Here is an 18,097-nt window from a genome sequence, read left to right as displayed (position 1 = left end):
ATAATTAGCGGAAATAAGTAATTTCCCTTTTTTCATTTCTGGCTCTGCCAGAGATGCGGGATCGCTGTGCTTTTAATTAGCCCTCCTCCCTGTTAAGCGATTAACAGGGCAGGCTTCGTTCACCCTGGAAAAAGATTATGAAAACCATAACAACCTCCATCGCAGCATTACTCCTCCTGACAGGGTGCGATAATGCGCAAACATCTGCTCCCCAGCGTCCTCTTCCGGAAGTGGGGATTGTCACACTCATGAGCCAGCCGGTGTCCGTGGTCAGCGAGCTGACCGGCCGCACCGCCGCCGCGATGAGCGCCGAAGTGCGCCCTCAGGTGGGCGGCATTATTCAGAAACGGCTCTTCACCGAAGGCGATACGGTCAAGGCCGGGCAGGCGCTGTATCAGATCGATCCTTCCAGCTACCGCGCCGCTTATGATGAAGCTGCCGCCGCACTGAAACAGGCGCAGGCGCTGGTGCAGGCCGACTGCCAGAAAGCCCGGCGCTATGCGCAGCTGGTTAAGGATGACGGCGTATCACGTCAGGATGCGGAAGACGCGAAGTCCACCTGCGCGCAGGACAAGGCCAGCGTCGAGTCAAAGAAAGCCGCGCTGGAAAGCGCCCGCATTAACCTCAACTGGACCACCGTCACCGCGCCGATTGCCGGACGTATCGGCATCTCCTCTGTGACCCCCGGCGCGCTGGTGACCGCCCAGCAGGATACCGCGCTGGCCACCATTCGCGGGCTGGACAGTATGTACGTCGATTTAACCCGTTCCAGCGCCGATCTGCTGCGTTTACGCAAGCAAACCCTCGCCAGCAACAGCGATACGCTGAACGTGTCGTTGATTCTCGAAGACGGCAGCAGCTACAGCGAAAAAGGCCGCCTGGCGCTGACCGAAGTGGCGGTGGATGAGTCTACCGGCTCAGTTACCCTGCGCGCCGTCTTCCCGAACCCGCAGCATCAGCTTCTGCCGGGCATGTTCGTCCGCGCCAGAGTGGATGAAGGCATCATGAATGACGCGATCCTCGCCCCGCAGCAGGGCATCACTCGCGACGCCAAAGGCACCGCCACCGCGCTGGTGGTGAACGCCAGCAACAAGGTCGAACAGCGTCAGCTGGAGACGGGTGACACCTACGGCGACAAATGGCTGGTGCTGAGCGGTTTGAAGGCTGGCGATAAGCTGATTGTGGAAGGCACCGATAAAGTCACCGCCGGGCAGGAAGTGAAAGCTGAAGAGATGAAAACCAACGGAGGAAACGCCTGATGTTTTCCCGTTTCTTCGTGCGTCGCCCGGTCTTTGCCTGGGTTATCGCCATTCTCATCATGCTCGCCGGGATACTGGCGATCCGCACGCTGCCCGTTGCGCAGTACCCGGACGTTGCCCCGCCGTCGATCAAAATCTCCGCCACCTACACTGGCGCCTCCGCACAAACGCTGGAGAACAGCGTGACGCAGGTGATCGAGCAGCAGCTCACCGAGCTGGATAACCTGCTCTACTTCACCTCCACCAGCAGCTCGGAAGGGTCGGTGAGCATTAACGTCACGTTTGAACAGGGAACCGATCCGGACACCGCTCAGGTACAGGTGCAGAACAAAGTCCAGCAGGCGGAATCACGCCTGCCGACCGAGGTTCAGCAGTCCGGGATCACCGTCGAAAAATCCCAGAGCAACTTCCTGCTGATCATGGGCGTGTATGACAAAACCGATACCGCCAGCAGCTCGGATATTGCCGACTGGCTGGTGAGTAATATGCAGGATCCGCTGGCGCGCGTGGATGGCGTCGGCAGCCTGCAGGTGTTCGGTGCAGAATACGCGATGCGCATCTGGCTCGACCCGGCTAAGCTGGCGTCGTACTCGCTGATGCCCTCCGACGTGCAGAGCGCGATTGAAGCGCAGAACGTGCAGGTCTCCGCCGGTAAAATCGGCGCGCTGCCCTCGTCGAACGCCCAACAGCTGACCGCCACCGTTCGCGCTCAGTCGCGTCTGCAAACGGTCGATGAGTTCAAAAAAATCATCGTCAAGAGCGAGTCCAACGGTGCGGTGGTGCGCATCAGCGACGTCGCGCGCGTGGAGATGGGCAGCGAAGATTACACCGCCACCGCGAAGCTGAACGGCCACCCGGCGGCGGGTATGGCGGTGATGCTCTCGCCGGGCGCCAACGCGCTTAACACCGCCACGGCGGTAAAAGACAAGATCGCCGAGTTCAAAAAGTCGATGCCGGAAGGCTACGACGTGGCCTACCCGAAAGACAGCACCGAGTTCATCAAGATCTCCGTTGAGGACGTGATTCAGACCCTGTTCGAAGCCATTATCCTCGTGGTGGTGGTGATGTACCTGTTCCTGCAAAACATCCGCGCGACGCTGATCCCGGCGCTGGCGGTGCCGGTGGTGCTGCTGGGCACCTTCGGCGTGCTGGCGCTGTTCGGTTACTCCATCAACACCCTGACGCTGTTTGCCATGGTGCTGGCGATAGGACTTTTGGTGGATGACGCCATCGTGGTGGTGGAAAACGTCGAGCGTATTATGCGCGACGAAGGGCTGCCCGCCCGGGAAGCGACCGAAAAATCGATGGGCGAAATTTCCGGCGCGCTGATCGCCATTGCGCTGGTGCTCTCTGCGGTATTCCTGCCGATGGCCTTCTTCGGCGGCTCTACCGGGGTCATTTACCGTCAGTTCTCGGTCACCATTATTTCGGCGATGTTCCTCTCCGTAGTGGTGGCGCTGACCCTGACGCCCGCGCTGTGCGGCTCGATCCTGAATCACACCGCTCCGCACAAAAAGGGCTTCTTCGGCGCGTTTAACCGCTTCTACAGTAAGACCGAGCACGGCTATCAGAATAAGGTTCTGCGCGCCCTGCGCCGTTCCGGCGGCATGCTGGTGATCTTCGCCCTGCTCTGCGGCGCGATGGGGTTCGCCATGCTGAAACTGCCGGGCAGCTTCCTGCCAACCGAAGACCAGGGAGAAATCATGGTGCAGTACACCCTCCCTGCCGGCGCAACCGCGGTGCGTACCGCAGAGGTAAGCCGCCAGGTACGCGAGTGGTTCCTCACCAAAGAGAAAGCCAATACCGACGTGATCTTTACCGTTGAAGGCTTCAGCTTCAGCGGCAGCGGCCAGAACGCCGGGATGGCGTTCGTCTCCCTGAAAAACTGGTCAGAGCGTAAAGGCGAGGAAAACACCGCGCAGGCCATTGCCCTGCGCGCCACGCAGGAGCTGAGCGCCATCCGCGATGCCACCATCTTTGCGATGACACCGCCGGCAGTGGACGGTCTGGGCCAGAGCAACGGCTTTACCTTTGAGCTGATGGCGAGCGGCGGCACCGACCGCGACGCGCTGCTGAAACTGCGTAACCAGCTGATTGGCGAAGCGAATCAGGACAGCTCGCTGCACGCCGTGCGCGCCAACGATCTGCCGCAGATGCCGCAGCTTCAGGTGGATATCGATAACAACAAAGCCGTGTCGCTGGGGCTCTCCCTGAGCGACGTCACCGACACCCTGTCCAGCGCCTGGGGCGGCACCTACGTGAACGACTTCATTGACCGTGGCCGCGTGAAAAAGGTCTACATCCAGGGCGACAGCGACTATCGCGCGGTACCGTCGGATCTCAACAAATGGTATGTGCGCGGCAGCGACAGCACTATGACCCCATTCTCCGCCTTCGCCACTACCCGCTGGGAGTATGGCCCAGAAAGCCTGGTGCGCTACAACGGCTCGGCGGCGTATGAAATTCAGGGCGAGAACGCCAGCGGCGCCAGCTCCGGTACGGCGATGAGCAAAATGGAGCAGCTGGCGAATAACCTGCCGTCCGGCAGCACCTGGGCGTGGAGCGGTTTGTCGTTGCAGGAAAAACTGGCGAGCGGTCAGGCGATGAGCCTTTATGCCCTCTCCATCCTCGTGGTGTTCCTGTGCCTGGCGGCACTGTATGAGAGCTGGTCGGTGCCCATTTCGGTGATCCTCGTGATCCCGCTTGGGGTGCTGGGCGCGGCCATTGCCGCCTCCCTGCGCGGCCTGAGCAACGATGTCTATTTCCAGGTGGCGCTGCTGACCACCATCGGTCTGTCGTCGAAGAACGCCATTCTGATTGTCGAGTTTGCCGAAGCCAAAGTGGCCGAAGGCTACTCACTGACGCGCGCCGCCCTGCGGGCCGCCCAGACGCGTCTGCGTCCGATCATCATGACCTCGCTGGCGTTTATCGCAGGCGTGACGCCGCTGGCGATTGCCACCGGCGCGGGGGCCAACAGCCGCGTGGCGATCGGCACCGGCATTATCGGCGGGACGCTGGCCGCGACGCTGCTGGCTATCTTCTTTGTTCCTTTATTCTTTGTACTGGTGAAACGTCTGTTCTCCGGTAAGCACGCAAACCGGAGGTCATAATGTTTCGTGTAACTGTTTTAGCGTTAGCACTGCTGAGCGCAGGCTGTGTGTCATTAGATCCCACGTATCAGCGCCCGGACGCGCCCGTTCCGGCCACACTGCCCGGCGCGCACGGCGAAGCCAGCGCCGTGGTGAGCCAGTGGCAGCAGGTGATGAATGATGCGCGGCTGAAAAGCGTGGTGACGATGGCGCTCAACAGCAACCGCGACGTGCAAAAAGCGATTGCGGATATCGACGCCGCCCGTGCCCAGTATGGCGAAACGCGCTCGTCCCTGTTCCCGACGGTGGACGCGGAACTGAGCCACACCCGCAGCCGCACGCTGGCGAGCGGCGTCGCGACGAGCGACGAAGCCAACGGCACGGTCTCCAGCTTCGAACTGGATCTGTTTGGCCGCAACCAGAGCCTGTCGCGCGCCGCGCGTGAAACCTGGCTTGCCAGCGAGTTCACCGCGCAGAATACGCGCCTGACGATGGTCAGCGAGCTGACCACGGCCTGGGTGACGCTGGCGGCGGATAACAGCAATCTGGCGCTGGCGAAATCCACCCTGGAGAGCGCCGCGAACTCGCTCAAAATCGTCAAACGTCAGCAGGAAGTAGGTGTGGCAGCGGCCACGGACGTCAGTGAAGCGATGGCGGTTTACCAGCAGGCGCGCGCCAGCGTGGCGAGCTACCAGACGCTGGTGATGCAGGACAAAAACGCCCTTAACCTGCTGGCGGGCGATACGGTGCCCGAGAACCTGCTGCCCGGCACGCTGGAGAGCCTGAGCGATAACGCCATCACGTTGATCCCGGCGGGCGTCAGCTCCAGCGCGCTGCTGCGTCGCCCGGACATTCAGGAGGCGGAACATAACCTGCTGAGCGCTAACGCCAACATCGGCGCGGCACGCGCCAACTTCTTCCCGACCATTTCACTGACCGCCAGCGCGGGCGTCGGCAGCGATTCGCTGTCATCCCTGTTCAGCCACGGCATGAAGGTCTGGTCGTTCGCGCCGTCCATCACCCTGCCGCTGTTTAGCGGGGGCAACAATATGGCGCAGCTGCGCTATGCGGAAGCGGAGAAAAAAGGGTTAATTGCGACCTATGAGAAAACCATCCAGAGCGCGTTTAAGGACGTGGCCGACGCGCTGGCGCGGCGCGAAACGTTGAGCGAACAGCTTGATGCCCAGCGTGAATACGTGGCGGCGGAGCAAAAAACGCTGGATGTGGCGACGCGCAGTTACAAGGCTGGCGCGGGCGATTATCTGACGGTGCTCACCGCGCAGCGGTCGCTGTGGTCGGCACAGGAATCACTGATTGCCTTGCAGCAAACCGACCTGGAAAACCGCATCACGCTGTGGCAATCGCTGGGTGGAGGGGTTCAGTAACGGCCTGAGAGGGCGATTCTCATACCAGGTGAAAAGTAAATTCATACTTTCGGCTGGAATCGCCTGCCTGAATGTAACGATACATTTCAGAGAAAGCCTGTGACTTTACCGGAGGTCTCAATGAAATCTGCACACCTGGTTTGCCTGCTCGTTTGCCTGATTTTCGCTGCGTTTGTTCACGCGCTGGAGAAGAGCGCTCCGGAGAAAGAGGCCCAGATAAAACAGCAGGTCCTGAAAGATGTGAAGAAAACCTGTACCCCGCAGAAAAAGCAGAGCGATAAGGCCTGGCAGGCGATGATTTTGTCGTCTGAGGCCAATCAGCTGCTGATCAAAAATGCCATCACCGCCGTGAAGCGTGACAACCTGGACGCCTACTGGGATGCAGTAAGTCAGGTGGATTGTATGGAAGATTACTGAGGGTTGAGCGCCGGGTGGCGGCTGCGCCTTACCCGGCCTACATCACATGTTTAACGCTTCCGCACATCCGGAATAATCAAATCCCCACGCAGAACGTAGGACCCGAGCATCTGCGTTTTCGCCGTCAGCCAGCTCACGATGCGCGCCGCCATGGCGTCCATGGAATACTCAATGGCCGGGATCACCGGAATACCCGGGAGATGCAGCGAACCGCCGAGGCTGAAGACCATGATGTCTTCCGGTACCGATTTATTAAACGCCTGTAACTGCGGGATCACCCGCTGGGCTTCCTGCTCGTCTGCCACCAGCAGCGCGTTGAAATTCAGCGTGGACGCGTTGTTGAGTAATTCCTGAAGCGCAACGGACGATGAAGTCGCGTCCATAAACACGAGGTTGCGATTAAAGGGCAGGAAGTTTTTCTCCAGCGCATGTTTGTAACCCAGCAGCACCTGATCGGCAAAGCCGCTGCCGTGCGGGTGGATCAGTGCTATCTGGCGACGCCCCTGGCTGGTGAGATAGTTGCAGGCCGTTTCAGCCGCGAACGCGTGATCGAACTGAATGCTGTTGGCGTTATCGGCTTCCATACAGTCGACCAGAATGACGTTGTCCATGTCCACGTCCAGCGGGAAACGCGCGCCAATCACCAGAATGTCATCACATAAGCCGCAGGAGAGTTCTTCAAGGGCGTTCATCACTTCTGTTTTCGTGTGTGCGAAACGCAGCAGCAGATGTTTTTGATGCTGGCTGAGGTGTTTTTCCAGCGCGTACAGGTAACCGGTGGTCTGGTTAATGTTCTCCTGCGCGCAAATCACCCCAATGCAGCCCGTCGACTGGCTGAGCAGCGACTGGGCGATCACGTTCGGACGATAGTTCAGCTCATCCACCGCTCTCAGAACAGCCTGTCGGCTGGCTTCTTTAACGCCACGCGACCCGCTCAACACCCGTGATACCGTGGCTTTGGACACCCCGGCCAGACGCGATACATCGTTGATTGTAGACATCTCTCTCCCCTGTCAGACGCAACTGGCGTCTGTAATTTCCATCACCGCTACGGCTCACATTATAGCCAGAACGGAGTATATCCGTTTCCGTTTTCCATGGAAACCGATTTTCCGTTTCCACTCAATTTGATGTCAAAACAGCCAAATTATGTGACCCACATCCGGTTAATTAGCGTCATAAGTAGTGGATATTGATGGTTGTCACACTTCTGTCTTTTATGAATGGAAACCGGTTTCCGTATCATGTCCAATCATCATCGCAATAACTTTTTACATTTTGAGGATGGTCGTCGATGTTCAAGATTATGCTGTGCTGCTCTGCCGGGATGTCCACCAGCCTGCTGGTCAGCAAAATGATCGATGTTGCAAAAGAACGGGGCTTGCCCGTGAAGATAGATGCGTATGGCGTATCCGAATTTGATACGCAGTTTCCGCACTATCAGGTGGTGCTTCTCGGACCGCAAGTGAAATACATGTTAAAGACACTCTCAGACAAGGCAGCGACGCAAGGCATACCGGTGCAGCCCATCGACATGATGGATTACGGCATGCAGCGTGGCGATAAAGTACTGGACTATGCTCTGTCGCTCATCGAAGCGGCACACTAAAAGGTGTTCACATGAGTTCGTTATATCAATCCATGGTCGCGGTGATTGAACAGTCAATTACGCCGCTGGCCGCGAAGCTCGGTCAGCAAAAGTATGTGATTGCCATCCGCGACGGCTTTACCGCCGCGCTGCCGTTTATGATCATCGGCTCGTTTATGCTGGTGTTTATCTTCCCGCCGTTTTCGGCGGATACCACCAACAGCTTCGCCCGCGGCTGGCTGGATTTCTCCGAGACCTACCGCGAACAGCTGATGCTGCCCTTTAACCTCAGCATGGGCGTGATGACCTTCTTCATCTCGGTGGGGATTGGGGCGAGCCTGGGACGTCAGTTTAACCTCGATCCGGTGATGTCCGGTCTGCTGGCCTTTATGGCCTTCCTGCTGGTCGCCGCGCCGTATGCCGACGGCAAAATTTCGACGCAGTATCTGTCGGGTCAGGGCATCTTCACTGCGCTTATCACCGCGATCTACTCCACCCGTGTATACGCGTGGCTAAAGCAGAACAACGTCACCATCCGCCTGCCGAAAGAGGTGCCGACCGGCGTGGCGCGTTCGTTTGAGATCCTGATCCCGGTGATGGTGGTGATTGGTACCCTACATCCGCTGAACCTGTTCATTGAAGCGCAGACCGGGATGATCATCCCGCAGGCGATTATGCACCTGCTGGAGCCGCTGGTGTCTGCGTCTGACTCGCTGCCCGCGATTCTGCTCTCCGTTCTGCTGTGCCAGATCTTCTGGTTTGCCGGTATCCACGGGTCGCTGATTGTCACCGGCATCATGAACCCGTTCTGGATGGCGAACCTCTCTGCAAACCAGGCGGCGCTGGCGGCGGGCGCGGCGCTGCCGCACGTTTATCTGCAAGGTTTCTGGGATCACTACCTGCTGATTGGCGGCGTAGGCTCGACCCTGCCGCTGGCGTTCCTGCTGCTGCGCAGCCGCGCCACTCACCTGCGCACCATCGGCAAAATGGGCGTTGTGCCAAGCTTCTTTAACATCAACGAACCGATTCTGTTCGGCGCGCCGATCATCATGAACCCGATGCTGTTTATCCCGTTCGTGTTTGTTCCGCTGGTCAATGCCTGCCTGGCGTACGGCGCAACCAAACTCGGCTGGCTGGCCCAGGTGGTTTCGTTAACCCCGTGGACCACGCCCGCGCCGATTGGCGCCTCGTGGGCGGCGAACTGGGCGCTGAGCCCGGTGGTGATGTGCCTGGTCTGCATGGTGATGTCGGCGCTGATGTACCTGCCATTCCTGCGCGCCTATGAGCGTACGCTCATCAAAAATGAAGAGCAGAAAGCCCAGGCAACCGTCGGCACCGCTGAAACAGTTAGCAATTAAGTCAAAGAGGAAGGGTCATGAAATACGCATTTCCCGATAACTTCTGGTGGGGCAGCGCAAGCTCCGCTCTCCAGACGGAAGGGACACGAGAGGGTGAAACCACGTGGGACTACTGGTTTTCCCGCGAGCCGAACCGTTTTCACAACGGCGTGGGACCGCAGCACACCTCCACGTTTTATCAGCACTGGAAAACGGACATTCAGCTGTTGAAGCAGCTGAACCACAACAGCTTTCGCACCTCGATTAGCTGGGCGCGCCTGATCCCCGACGGTATCGGTGAAGTGAACCCGGACGCGGTCGATTTTTATAATCAGGTCATTGATGAGCTGAATGAACAGGGCATCACGCCGTTTATCACCCTGTTCCATTTCGACATGCCGATGGCGATGCAGGAGATAGGCGGCTGGGAAAACCGTGACGTAGTGGACGCCTACGCCCGCTATGCGCAGATCTGCTTCGAGCTGTTTGGCGACCGCGTGCTGCACTGGTTTACCTTCAACGAGCCGATCGTGCCGGTGGAAGGCGGTTATCTGTACGATTTCCATTACCCGAACGTGGTGGATTTTCGTCGGGCGGCGACCGTGGCGTATCACACGGTGCTGGCCCATGCGAAGGCCGTTCAGGCTTACCGCGCCGGGCATTACGCGGGGGAGATCGGCATCGTGCTGAACCTGACGCCGTCATACCCGCGTTCGCAGAACCCGGCGGACGTGAAGGCGGCGCATATCGCGGATCTGATGTTTAACCGCAGCTTCCTCGACCCCGTGCTGCGCGGGGAGTATCCGGCCGACCTGGTGGCATTGCTGAAATCTTACGATCAGCTACCCGCCTGCAAGCCGGAAGACGGTTTCCTGATTGCGGAAGGGAAAATCGACCTGCTCGGCGTTAACTACTATCAACCGCGCCGCGTGAAGTGTCGCGACAGCGCGGTGAACCCGCAGGCGCCGTTTATGCCGGAGTGGTTCTTTGATAGCTACGAGATGCCGGGCCGTAAGATGAACCCGTACCGCGGCTGGGAAATCTACGAGCCGGGTATTTACGATATTCTGGTTAACCTGCGCGACAATTACGGTAACCCCCGCTGTTTTATTTCTGAAAACGGGATGGGTGTCGAAAACGAGCAGCGCTTTATTGAAAACGGTCAGATAAACGATCGGTACCGCATCGAATTTATTTCTGAGCATTTAGCGTGGCTGCATAAAGGTATTAGCGAAGGCTGCAATTGCCTTGGCTACCATATGTGGACGTTTATTGATAACTGGTCGTGGTGCAATGCCTATAAAAACCGCTACGGTTTTATTCAGCTCGATTTGGAGACGCAGCAGCGCACCATTAAAAAAAGCGGAGAGTGGTTTGCCGCTACCGCCTTAAATAATTGCTTTGATAAAGAGTAAAAATGATGATCGCATTAGAAGAAGCCGTAATGGAAATTATCGTCAACGCCGGTCAGTCCCGCAGCCTGTGCTTCGAAGCGCTGCATGCGGCGCGCCAGGGCAACCTTGACGAAGCCAAAAGCCTGCTGCGTGAAGCCGATGGCTACGCGCGCCAGGCACACAAGATGCAGACCAAACTGATCGAGCAGGACGCGGGCGAAGCCCGCCAGCCGATGACCTTAATTATGGTGCACGCGCAGGATCATTTAATGAATTCGCTATTAGCGCGTGAATTATCTGAAGAGATTATTCATTTATATCAGAGATAGTCTATGGCGAAATAAATTAATGTAATACCTCTGTACCTAAAACTAGAAATCCACTTGTTCTGATGATAGCGACATATTCTGTCAGATCGGAGCGGGATGGTTATTGTCTGAATAAAATTAAACTATATTGAGATAACCATGAATACGATTAAAAAACTTCCATTAACCATGGCGGTTATCGCCGCGCTTTGTCCAATTTCCGTGCTCGCGCAAGAATTTACGCAGGAGCAAATCGACGCCATTGTGGCGAAAGCGGTGGATAAAGCCCTGGCCGAGCGTCAGGCGAAAATGGATGCGGCGGTCGCGAAAAAAGCGGACGTCATCACCGAGCCGCAGAGCGCAGCGCAATCCCCGGACATGGCGATTCCGTTTGGCATCAAATTTACCGGCTACGCCCGCTACGGCGCGCACTTCCAGGCCGCTGACCAGAAGTATGTGGCGGTGGACGGCTCCTACAACGGCGCGTCCGCGATTGGTCGTCTGGGTAACGAAGGCAACGGCGGGGAATTCCAGCTCTCCAAGGCCTTCAAGGGTGATAACGGCGCCATCTGGGACATCAACGTGATGATCGACCACTGGGGCGACGAAGTTAACCTCAAAAAAGCTTACGCCGGGGTGACCAACATTATGGCCTCCAACCCGAACGCCTACTTCTGGGCCGGTCGTGACTTCCACCAGCGTCCGCAGCAGGGCATCAACGATTACTTCTGGATGAACCACGATGGCCAGGGCGCCGGGGTGAAGAACTTCGACATCGGCGGCGTGCAGTTCGACGTGGCTGCCGTGGCGGCGGTGGAATCATGTAGCCCGGAAGTGATGGAAGATGAAGCCAACCCGTCGCGCATCACCTGTACCGGCGGCTCCGGCACGGGTGACAAGGGCAACTACGCTGCCACCTCAAAAATCCACGGCATGAAGCTCGGCCCGATCGACCTGGAGCTGTACGCCAACTACGGTTTTGACTCCAAAGCCGTTGAGAGCGACGAGCGTCTGAACGCCTGGCAGGGCGGCGTGGTGCTGAGCCACACCAACGACAGCGGCGTGAACAAGGTGATCGCCCGCTACTCCGATAATTCGGACAACAGCGTGTTCAACAAAACCGAAGATCTGACCACGGTCTACGCCAGCTTCGAAGGGCTGTATAAATTCACCCAGGCCACGCAGGTGGAGTACATCCTCGCCTTCCACGACTATGACAACAGCCGTGATGACACCGACAACCGTAAGAACTACAACGCCATCGTGCGCCCGATGCACTGGTGGAACGACGTTCACTCCACCTGGCTGGAAGCGGGCTGGCAGCACGTAGATTACGACAACGGCGGTGACAACAAGGGCTGGAAGCTGACCCTGTCGCAGAACATGTCTATCGCCATGGGGCCGGAGTTCCGTCCGATGCTGCGCTTCTACGTGACCGGCGGCAAAGTGGACAACGAACGCACCGCGCGCGTGAACAACACCAAAGATGAGACGCTGGACGACTTCAACGTCGGCGCGATGTGGGAGGCGTGGTTCTAAGGTCAACAACATGCCGGGTGGCGCTACGCTTACCCGGCCTACGGTTTTCCCCCTCTCCCCGTGGGAGAGGGCAGGGGTGAGGGCATCAGGCCGCACACAACCATGCTATGCTGTTGGCCAATTAACGACAACATAACAGGGGAGAACATGGGTTCCACACGCAAAGGGATGCTCAACGTCCTGATCGCCGCCGTTTTATGGGGCAGTTCCGGGGTTTGCGCGCAGTACATCATGGAGAAAAGCCACATTTCTTCGCCTTACCTGACCATGGTTCGTCTGCTGTTTACCGGCGTGATCCTGCTGACGCTCTCCTTCGTTCACGGCGACAAGATTTTCTCGGTCATCAAAAACCGCAAGGACGCCCTCAGCCTGCTGTTTTTCTCGCTGGTTGGCGCGCTCACCGTGCAGCTCACCTTCCTGCTGACGATTGAAAAATCCAACGCCGCTACGGCCACCGTGCTTCAGTTCCTGTCGCCAACCATCATCGTGGCGTGGTTCGCCCTGGCGCGGAAGAAGCGTCCCGGCATATTTGTCTTATCCGCGATTTTTACATCGCTTGTGGGTACCTTCCTGCTGGTGACCCACGGCGATCCGACGTCGCTCTCCATCTCGCCTGCCGCACTGTTCTTCGGTATCGCCTCGGCGTTTGCCGCGGCGTTTTACACCACCTATCCATCAACGCTTATCGCCCGCTACGGCACGCTGCCGATTGTCGGCTGGAGTATGTTGATTGCGGGACTAATGCTGACGCCGTTCTACGCCGGACGCGGCACCACCTTCGCCATTGACGGCGGCCTGCTGCTGGCGTTTTTCTACCTGGTGGTGATTGGCACCGCGCTGACGTTCAGCCTGTATCTGAAGGGCGCGCAGATGATCGGCGGGCCGAAGGCAAGCATTTTGAGCTGCGCCGAACCCCTGAGCAGCGCGCTGCTGTCGGTGGTTTTGCTGGGGGTGGCATTCACCCTGCCGGACTGGCTGGGAACGCTGCTGATTGTGTCGTCGGTGGTGCTGATTTCGATGGATTCACGCAGAAGGGTTAAGGCATCGGCGTAAGCGAATGTCCCCTCACCCCGGCCCTCTCCCCAAAGGGGCGAGGGTGAAAAGACAGCACCGAGCAGTCCCCTCTCCCCGGCCCTCTCCCCAAAGGGGCGAGAGTGAAAAGACAGCACCGAGCAGTCCCCTCTCCCCGGCCCTCTCCCCAAAGGGGCGAGAGTGAAAAGACAGCACCGAGCAGTCCCCTCTCCCCTGCGGGGAGAGGGTTAGGGTGAGGGGAGAATTGACTTACTTCGCCTTAACCTTCCCCGCCACCAGCAGCGCGGTCAGCAGCATCAGCGTACCGGAGATCACCAGCGGTGACGTCAGCCCCAGATGGTCGAGCGCTACGCCGCCCACCGCCGCGCCGCAGGTGTTCGCCAGCTGGATCACCGCCACCTGAATCGACCCGGCTTTTTCCGCCTGATCGGCAAGCGAGCGGGTGATCCACGTCGACCAGCCCACCGGCACCAGCGCATAGGCAAAGCCCCAGACAATCGCAATCGCCGATGCGACCCACTTGTCGCTGCCCCACAGCACCAGCACCGCGGCACTGATCGCCAGCACCAGCGGCGCACCCGCCAGCGCCACCTTCAGGGAGCGCTTCAGGAACTGAGACGACAGTGAGGTGCCGACGAAGCTGGCGATACCGAAGCTCAGCAGCACCAGCGTCAGGCCATCCACGTCAAAGCCCGCCATGGTCATATACACCGGGCGAATATAGGTAAAGAAGGCAAACTGCCCGGCAAAGGCCATGAAGATGGCGGTCATCCCCGCCAGCACGCCCGGACGCTTGAGCAGCGCGAACATGTTCTGTTTGTGGTGCGCCGCTTCACCCGGCAGAGACGGTAGCGCTTTCCACACCCAGATAATGCACAGCACGCCCATCACTGCCGCCGCGTTAAAGACGTTACGCCAGCCGATAATCCCACCAAGGAAGCTGCCCAGCGGCGCGGCAATCACCAGCGCAATAGAGACCGCGCCGAAGATAACGGACAGCGCTTTTGGCACGGTGCGCGCGGGCACCAGGCGCATGGTCAGCGAGGCCGACATCGCCCAGAAGCCGCCTAACCCCAGCCCCAGGCAGGCGCGACCCAGCAGCAGCAGGGTGAAGCTTTCAGCGAAAGAGACCAGCAGGCAGGAGAGCGTCAGCAGCACGCTGAACAGAATGACCACTTTACGACGGTCAATGGTGCCAATCGCCTGGGTGATAAACAGGCTGGCGAACATCGCCACAAAGGCGGTGACGGTAACGGACTGCCCCGCCACGCCTTCGGAAATGCCCAGATCCTGCGCCATCGGCGTCAGCAGGCTGACCGGCAGAAACTCAACGGTGATCAGGCAGGCGACGCAAAATGCCACGGAGAAAACCGCCGACCAGTTGGGGCGAGACACCTCTTTGGCCTGCGGTGGAGTCGTGGGCTGGATATGTTCTGTCATGGCATCACCTGAGATAAAAACGTGCGGAAAAGTCGCGCAGTTTATCATCAAAAGTGTGACGGATTTAACGATTTGACAACTTTTGTGGTTTTAGAGGGGATTAGTGCAGATAAAACACACCTTCTTCCGGCAGAAATAGCTGGTTATAGCGCAGCTGGAAGGCGTTCAGCTCCTGCGGATCGGGCTCCATTTCGCGCATAAAGCCAAGTGCCAGTCGAATTTGCGCATCGGTAATGGGTGCGGCAAGGCGGGCTTTACGCAGCATACGGTGCCAGGTATGCAGATTCTCTTCACTGCCGTCGACAATGCAGACCTGCCAGATGAGCAGCACCTGCGCCGCATTTTGCAGATGTGCCTCGTCGGGGCGCTCAAGGTAGCGGATAAACTCATTGCCCGGCGTTTTACCGAACTGATCGATCATCGACTCGACTGGCATCGGGGTGATGCCCAGCCGCTCGCTTAAACGTTTGATGGCGCGGCGGGAGTCTGAGGTCAGGACACGAAATCCAACCACAAATACCACGGCAAGCGTTGCCAGCATTATCCAGACCATGCGTTCTCCTTAGACTAGCCGCCCATCATAGCGGGAAACGCAGCGCGTCAACAGCGGGAACGGCCAGAATAGTGAACCGAAAAAAGCTGGATAATTGCGATGAAAGCAATCCCGCGCAGGCGTGGCTGCGCGGGCTGTTGCTGGAGACCCGTCAGCGCGCCTGAAGCCCTTTCAGCAGCGCGTCGTGGAAACGTTCAGGATCCTGCATCTGCGGCGCGTGGCCCATGTCGTTAAACTCGACCAGCGTCGCGTGCGGAATGCGCTTCGCCGTCTCTTTGCCCAGCACCGCGTAATTGCCGAGCGTCTTGCGGATCTCCGGTGGGGCGAGATCTTTCCCGATGGCGGTATTGTCCTTCGTACCGATCATCAATAATACCGGCATCTTCAGCTCGCTAAATTCATAGACAACCGGCTGGGTATAAATCATGTCGTAGAGCAGCGCCGAGTTCCACGCCACGCGCGCTTTGCCCGGCCCGTTGTTCAGCCCGGCGAGCATAGTGACCCAGCGCTCGTACTCCGGTTTCCACTCCCCGGCGTAGTAGGTGTTTTTCTCGTACTGACGAATACCGTCGGCGCTAACTTTCAGCTCGCGCTGGTACCACTGGTCGACCGTAATATGCGGCACGCCGCGCGATTTCCAGTCTTCCAGACCAATCGGGTTTACCATCACCAGCTGCTCCACCTGCTGCGGCCACATCAACGCATAGCGGGTTGCCAGCATGCCGCCGGTCGAATGTCCTATAACCGTCACGCGCTCGACGCCCAGTGTTTTCAGCAGCGCGTGGGTGTTATCCGCCAGCTGCTGGAAGGTGTACTGGTAATGCTCCGGCTTGGTGGATTTACAAAAACCAATCTGGTCAGGGGCGATCACGCGATACCCACCGGCCGACAGCGCGCGGATAGTGCCGTCCCAGGTGCCAGCACAGAAGTTTTTGCCGTGCATCAGCACCACGGTGCGGCCGTTGGGTTTTTCCGGTTTCACGTCCAGATAAGCCATATCCAGAGGCTGGTTCTGCGAGGTAAAGGTAAAGTGTTTTACCGGCCAGCCGTAGTCAAAACCTTCCAGCTTCTCGCCGTAGGTGGGGGCATCCGCGGCCATTGCGGGGGACGCCAGCGCCATCAGCAGCGCAAGGCAGGACAATCGTCGGGTTAACATGCAAGCTCTCCGTTAGCAAAAGGGCTAAGGCTGCACGAAAGGCGGCAGCAAAAACACTGTAGAGCATAGAGAGGAGCGAGTGTGTAAAGCGGAGTAAAGGTAGGCCGTGCAAAATAAAAAAGCCCGGCATCACACACCGGGCAAAGAAGTTACCTGCACACTCAGGCTGCTTTTAATTTCTGCGCACGATTCTCACGGCGGATCTTACGCTCTTCCAGCACCGCAACCATCGCCATCAGGACGATACAGCCAATCGCGGCGGCATCCAGCGCGGCGAAGGTGCCCGCCCAGCCGGTAAGGCCGAAAATCGGCGTGCCGTCGGCGATCATCCCCAGACCCAGCTTGGCGAAGCTGTCGCCGATCAGGTAGGCGAAGGTGCCCTTAATCCCATCGGCGGCGCCGATCGCTTTTTTCGGGACGAAGCCCACTGCCGCCACACCGATCAGTAATTGCGGACCAAACACCAGGAAGCCGAGCGCGAACAGGGACGCCAGGTAAATGTACTGGTTGCTGGCGTGCTGGTAGACGCCAAGGGTGGCGATAATCAGCGCCAGCGCGACGCAGGCCACCAGCGCGCGGCGGCCATTGGCGAGGTCGGAGAGCCATCCCCACAGCAGCGTGCCGACCAGCGCGCCCACTTCAAACAGGGTGAAGCCCTGAATCGCCACTTCTTTAGAAAGCTTCAGCTCCTGGAAGGCATACACGGTGGACCACTGGTCGATACCAATGCGCACCACGTACAGGAAGATGTTCGAGAAACAGAGCAGCCAAATCACTTTGTTTTTCAGCACGTACTCAACAAAGATCTGCCATTTGGACATCTCGTTTTCTTCGGTCTCTTTGTCCTCTTCGCTGATCTCTTCCCCGAACAGCTCTTCGGCTTTGCCGAGGCCGTACGATTCCGGGGAATCGCTGCCGTAGCGCAGGCCGATAAAGCCAACAATCAGGGCAATAATCGACGGGAAGATAAACATGCCGATGACGTGACCGTCGAACAGGTAGTTCGCGCCGAACAGCGCCACGCCAGCCGCACCCGCTCCGCCGAGGTTGTGGGAGATGTTCCACATGCCGAGGTACGACCCCCGCTTGCGGCGCGGCGTCCATTTGGTGATGGTGGAGTAGCTGCACGACCCGCCGGTGCTCTGGAAGAAACCGCTCAGGGCGTAAAAGGCGATCATCAGGAACAGGCTGACGGAGCCCGCGCCCATGCTGGCGCTGAAGCCGAGCATACAGATGGCAGAGAGGATCAGCATAAACGGCAGGAACTGCTTGGTGTTTTTGCCGTCCGCATAGTAGGAAACGACGGTTTTCCCCACGCCATAGGTGATGGAGAAGCCCAGGCCAATCATCCCCAACTGCGTCATGCTCAGCCCGTAGGTCGAGATCATGTCGTTCTGCGCGATGTTAAAGTTTTTGCGGATCAGGTACATAGTCAGGTAGCCGATGAAGACCACCAGATAGGACTGCATGAACGGTTTGAACCACATTTTGCGCCGCACATCGAGCGGCAGATCCAGGGTCGGCTTGCGCACCTGATTTAAGAAGGCCAGCATGACTGAGTTACTCCTGAGCTGATTTTTGCAGCATTGTAAAAACCAGC

At 58.3% G+C, this 18,097-nt stretch carries 15 protein-coding genes; 10 read left to right on the top strand and 5 right to left on the bottom strand.

Going from position 1 to position 18,097, the window contains the following annotated elements; genetic code table 11:
• Positions 1-137: 137 nt before the first annotated feature.
• The 4 genes from L2Y28_RS00265 to L2Y28_RS00250 all read left to right on the top strand — a co-directional run bounded on the left by L2Y28_RS00265 (position 138) and on the right by L2Y28_RS00250 (position 6,150).
• Positions 138-1,259: an efflux RND transporter periplasmic adaptor subunit gene (locus L2Y28_RS00265; protein WP_017383665.1), complete on the top strand. Its 1,122-nt coding sequence runs from the start codon at positions 138-140 to the stop codon at positions 1,257-1,259.
• Positions 1,259-4,369 carry an efflux RND transporter permease subunit gene (locus tag L2Y28_RS00260; RefSeq protein WP_022646569.1) on the top strand — a complete coding sequence of 1,037 codons (3,111 nt, stop codon included), beginning with the start codon at positions 1,259-1,261 and terminating at the stop codon, positions 4,367-4,369. The genes L2Y28_RS00265 and L2Y28_RS00260 overlap by 1 nt, the downstream gene beginning before the upstream one ends.
• Entirely contained in the window at positions 4,369-5,733 is a 1,365-nt protein-coding gene (locus L2Y28_RS00255) for an efflux transporter outer membrane subunit (protein WP_022646568.1), read from the top strand. Before L2Y28_RS00260 ends, L2Y28_RS00255 begins: the two co-directional genes overlap by 1 nt.
• A gap of 120 nt (positions 5,734-5,853) precedes the next feature.
• The gene (locus L2Y28_RS00250; protein WP_022646567.1) at positions 5,854-6,150 is read left to right on the top strand and encodes a YicS family protein; all 297 of its coding nucleotides are present in this window, start codon (positions 5,854-5,856) and stop codon (positions 6,148-6,150) included.
• A 50-nt stretch (positions 6,151-6,200) separates the two neighbouring features.
• Here L2Y28_RS00250 and L2Y28_RS00245 read toward each other — a convergent pair whose 3' ends face one another.
• A complete protein-coding gene (locus L2Y28_RS00245; RefSeq protein ID WP_022646566.1) occupies positions 6,201-7,151 on the bottom strand; it encodes a LacI family DNA-binding transcriptional regulator in 951 nt (316 codons plus the stop codon).
• Between the two features lie 293 nt (positions 7,152-7,444).
• On the opposite strand from L2Y28_RS00245, the gene L2Y28_RS00240 reads away from it, so the two are divergent.
• The 6 genes from L2Y28_RS00240 (at position 7,445) to L2Y28_RS00215 (ending at position 13,369) form a co-directional block, all read left to right on the top strand.
• A complete protein-coding gene (locus tag L2Y28_RS00240) occupies positions 7,445-7,759 on the top strand; it encodes a PTS sugar transporter subunit IIB (protein ID WP_003861034.1) in 315 nt (104 codons plus the stop codon).
• Positions 7,760-7,770: 11 nt separating this feature from the next.
• Positions 7,771-9,096 carry a PTS sugar transporter subunit IIC gene (locus L2Y28_RS00235; RefSeq protein WP_022646565.1) on the top strand — a complete coding sequence of 442 codons (1,326 nt, stop codon included), beginning with the start codon at positions 7,771-7,773 and terminating at the stop codon, positions 9,094-9,096.
• A gap of 17 nt (positions 9,097-9,113) precedes the next feature.
• Positions 9,114-10,490 carry a glycoside hydrolase family 1 protein gene (locus L2Y28_RS00230; RefSeq protein ID WP_022646564.1) on the top strand — a complete coding sequence of 459 codons (1,377 nt, stop codon included), beginning with the start codon at positions 9,114-9,116 and terminating at the stop codon, positions 10,488-10,490.
• A 5-nt stretch (positions 10,491-10,495) separates the two neighbouring features.
• A complete protein-coding gene (locus tag L2Y28_RS00225) occupies positions 10,496-10,798 on the top strand; it encodes a PTS lactose/cellobiose transporter subunit IIA (protein WP_014168006.1) in 303 nt (100 codons plus the stop codon).
• Between the two features lie 138 nt (positions 10,799-10,936).
• Complete coding sequence (locus L2Y28_RS00220) at positions 10,937-12,316, top strand: carbohydrate porin (RefSeq protein WP_022646562.1); 1,380 nt, start codon at positions 10,937-10,939, stop codon at positions 12,314-12,316.
• 147 nt (positions 12,317-12,463) lie between these two features.
• Positions 12,464-13,369 (top strand): EamA family transporter, encoded by a 906-nt coding sequence (locus tag L2Y28_RS00215; protein ID WP_022646561.1) that lies wholly within the window; start codon positions 12,464-12,466, stop codon positions 13,367-13,369.
• A 228-nt stretch (positions 13,370-13,597) separates the two neighbouring features.
• Here the strand turns inward: L2Y28_RS00215 and nepI are convergent, their stop codons facing one another.
• From nepI to uhpT, 4 genes are all read right to left on the bottom strand, one after another.
• Entirely contained in the window at positions 13,598-14,788 is a 1,191-nt protein-coding gene (nepI, locus tag L2Y28_RS00210; protein ID WP_022646560.1) for a purine ribonucleoside efflux pump NepI, read from the bottom strand.
• Between the two features lie 100 nt (positions 14,789-14,888).
• Complete coding sequence (locus L2Y28_RS00205) at positions 14,889-15,341, bottom strand: DUF1198 domain-containing protein (RefSeq protein WP_014830062.1); 453 nt, start codon at positions 15,339-15,341, stop codon at positions 14,889-14,891.
• A gap of 151 nt (positions 15,342-15,492) precedes the next feature.
• Positions 15,493-16,497, bottom strand: coding sequence for an alpha/beta fold hydrolase (locus L2Y28_RS00200; protein ID WP_022646559.1), 1,005 nt, complete (start codon positions 16,495-16,497; stop codon positions 15,493-15,495).
• Between the two features lie 161 nt (positions 16,498-16,658).
• Complete coding sequence (gene uhpT, locus L2Y28_RS00195) at positions 16,659-18,050, bottom strand: hexose-6-phosphate:phosphate antiporter (RefSeq protein WP_022646558.1); 1,392 nt, start codon at positions 18,048-18,050, stop codon at positions 16,659-16,661.
• Between the last annotated feature and the right edge of the window lie 47 nt (positions 18,051-18,097).

It is taken from the genome of Enterobacter sp. JH25 (assembly GCF_021725435.1).
Classification (GTDB): Bacteria; Pseudomonadota; Gammaproteobacteria; order Enterobacterales; family Enterobacteriaceae; genus Enterobacter; species Enterobacter intestinihominis.
This window is presented reverse-complemented; position numbering and strand designations above follow the sequence as displayed.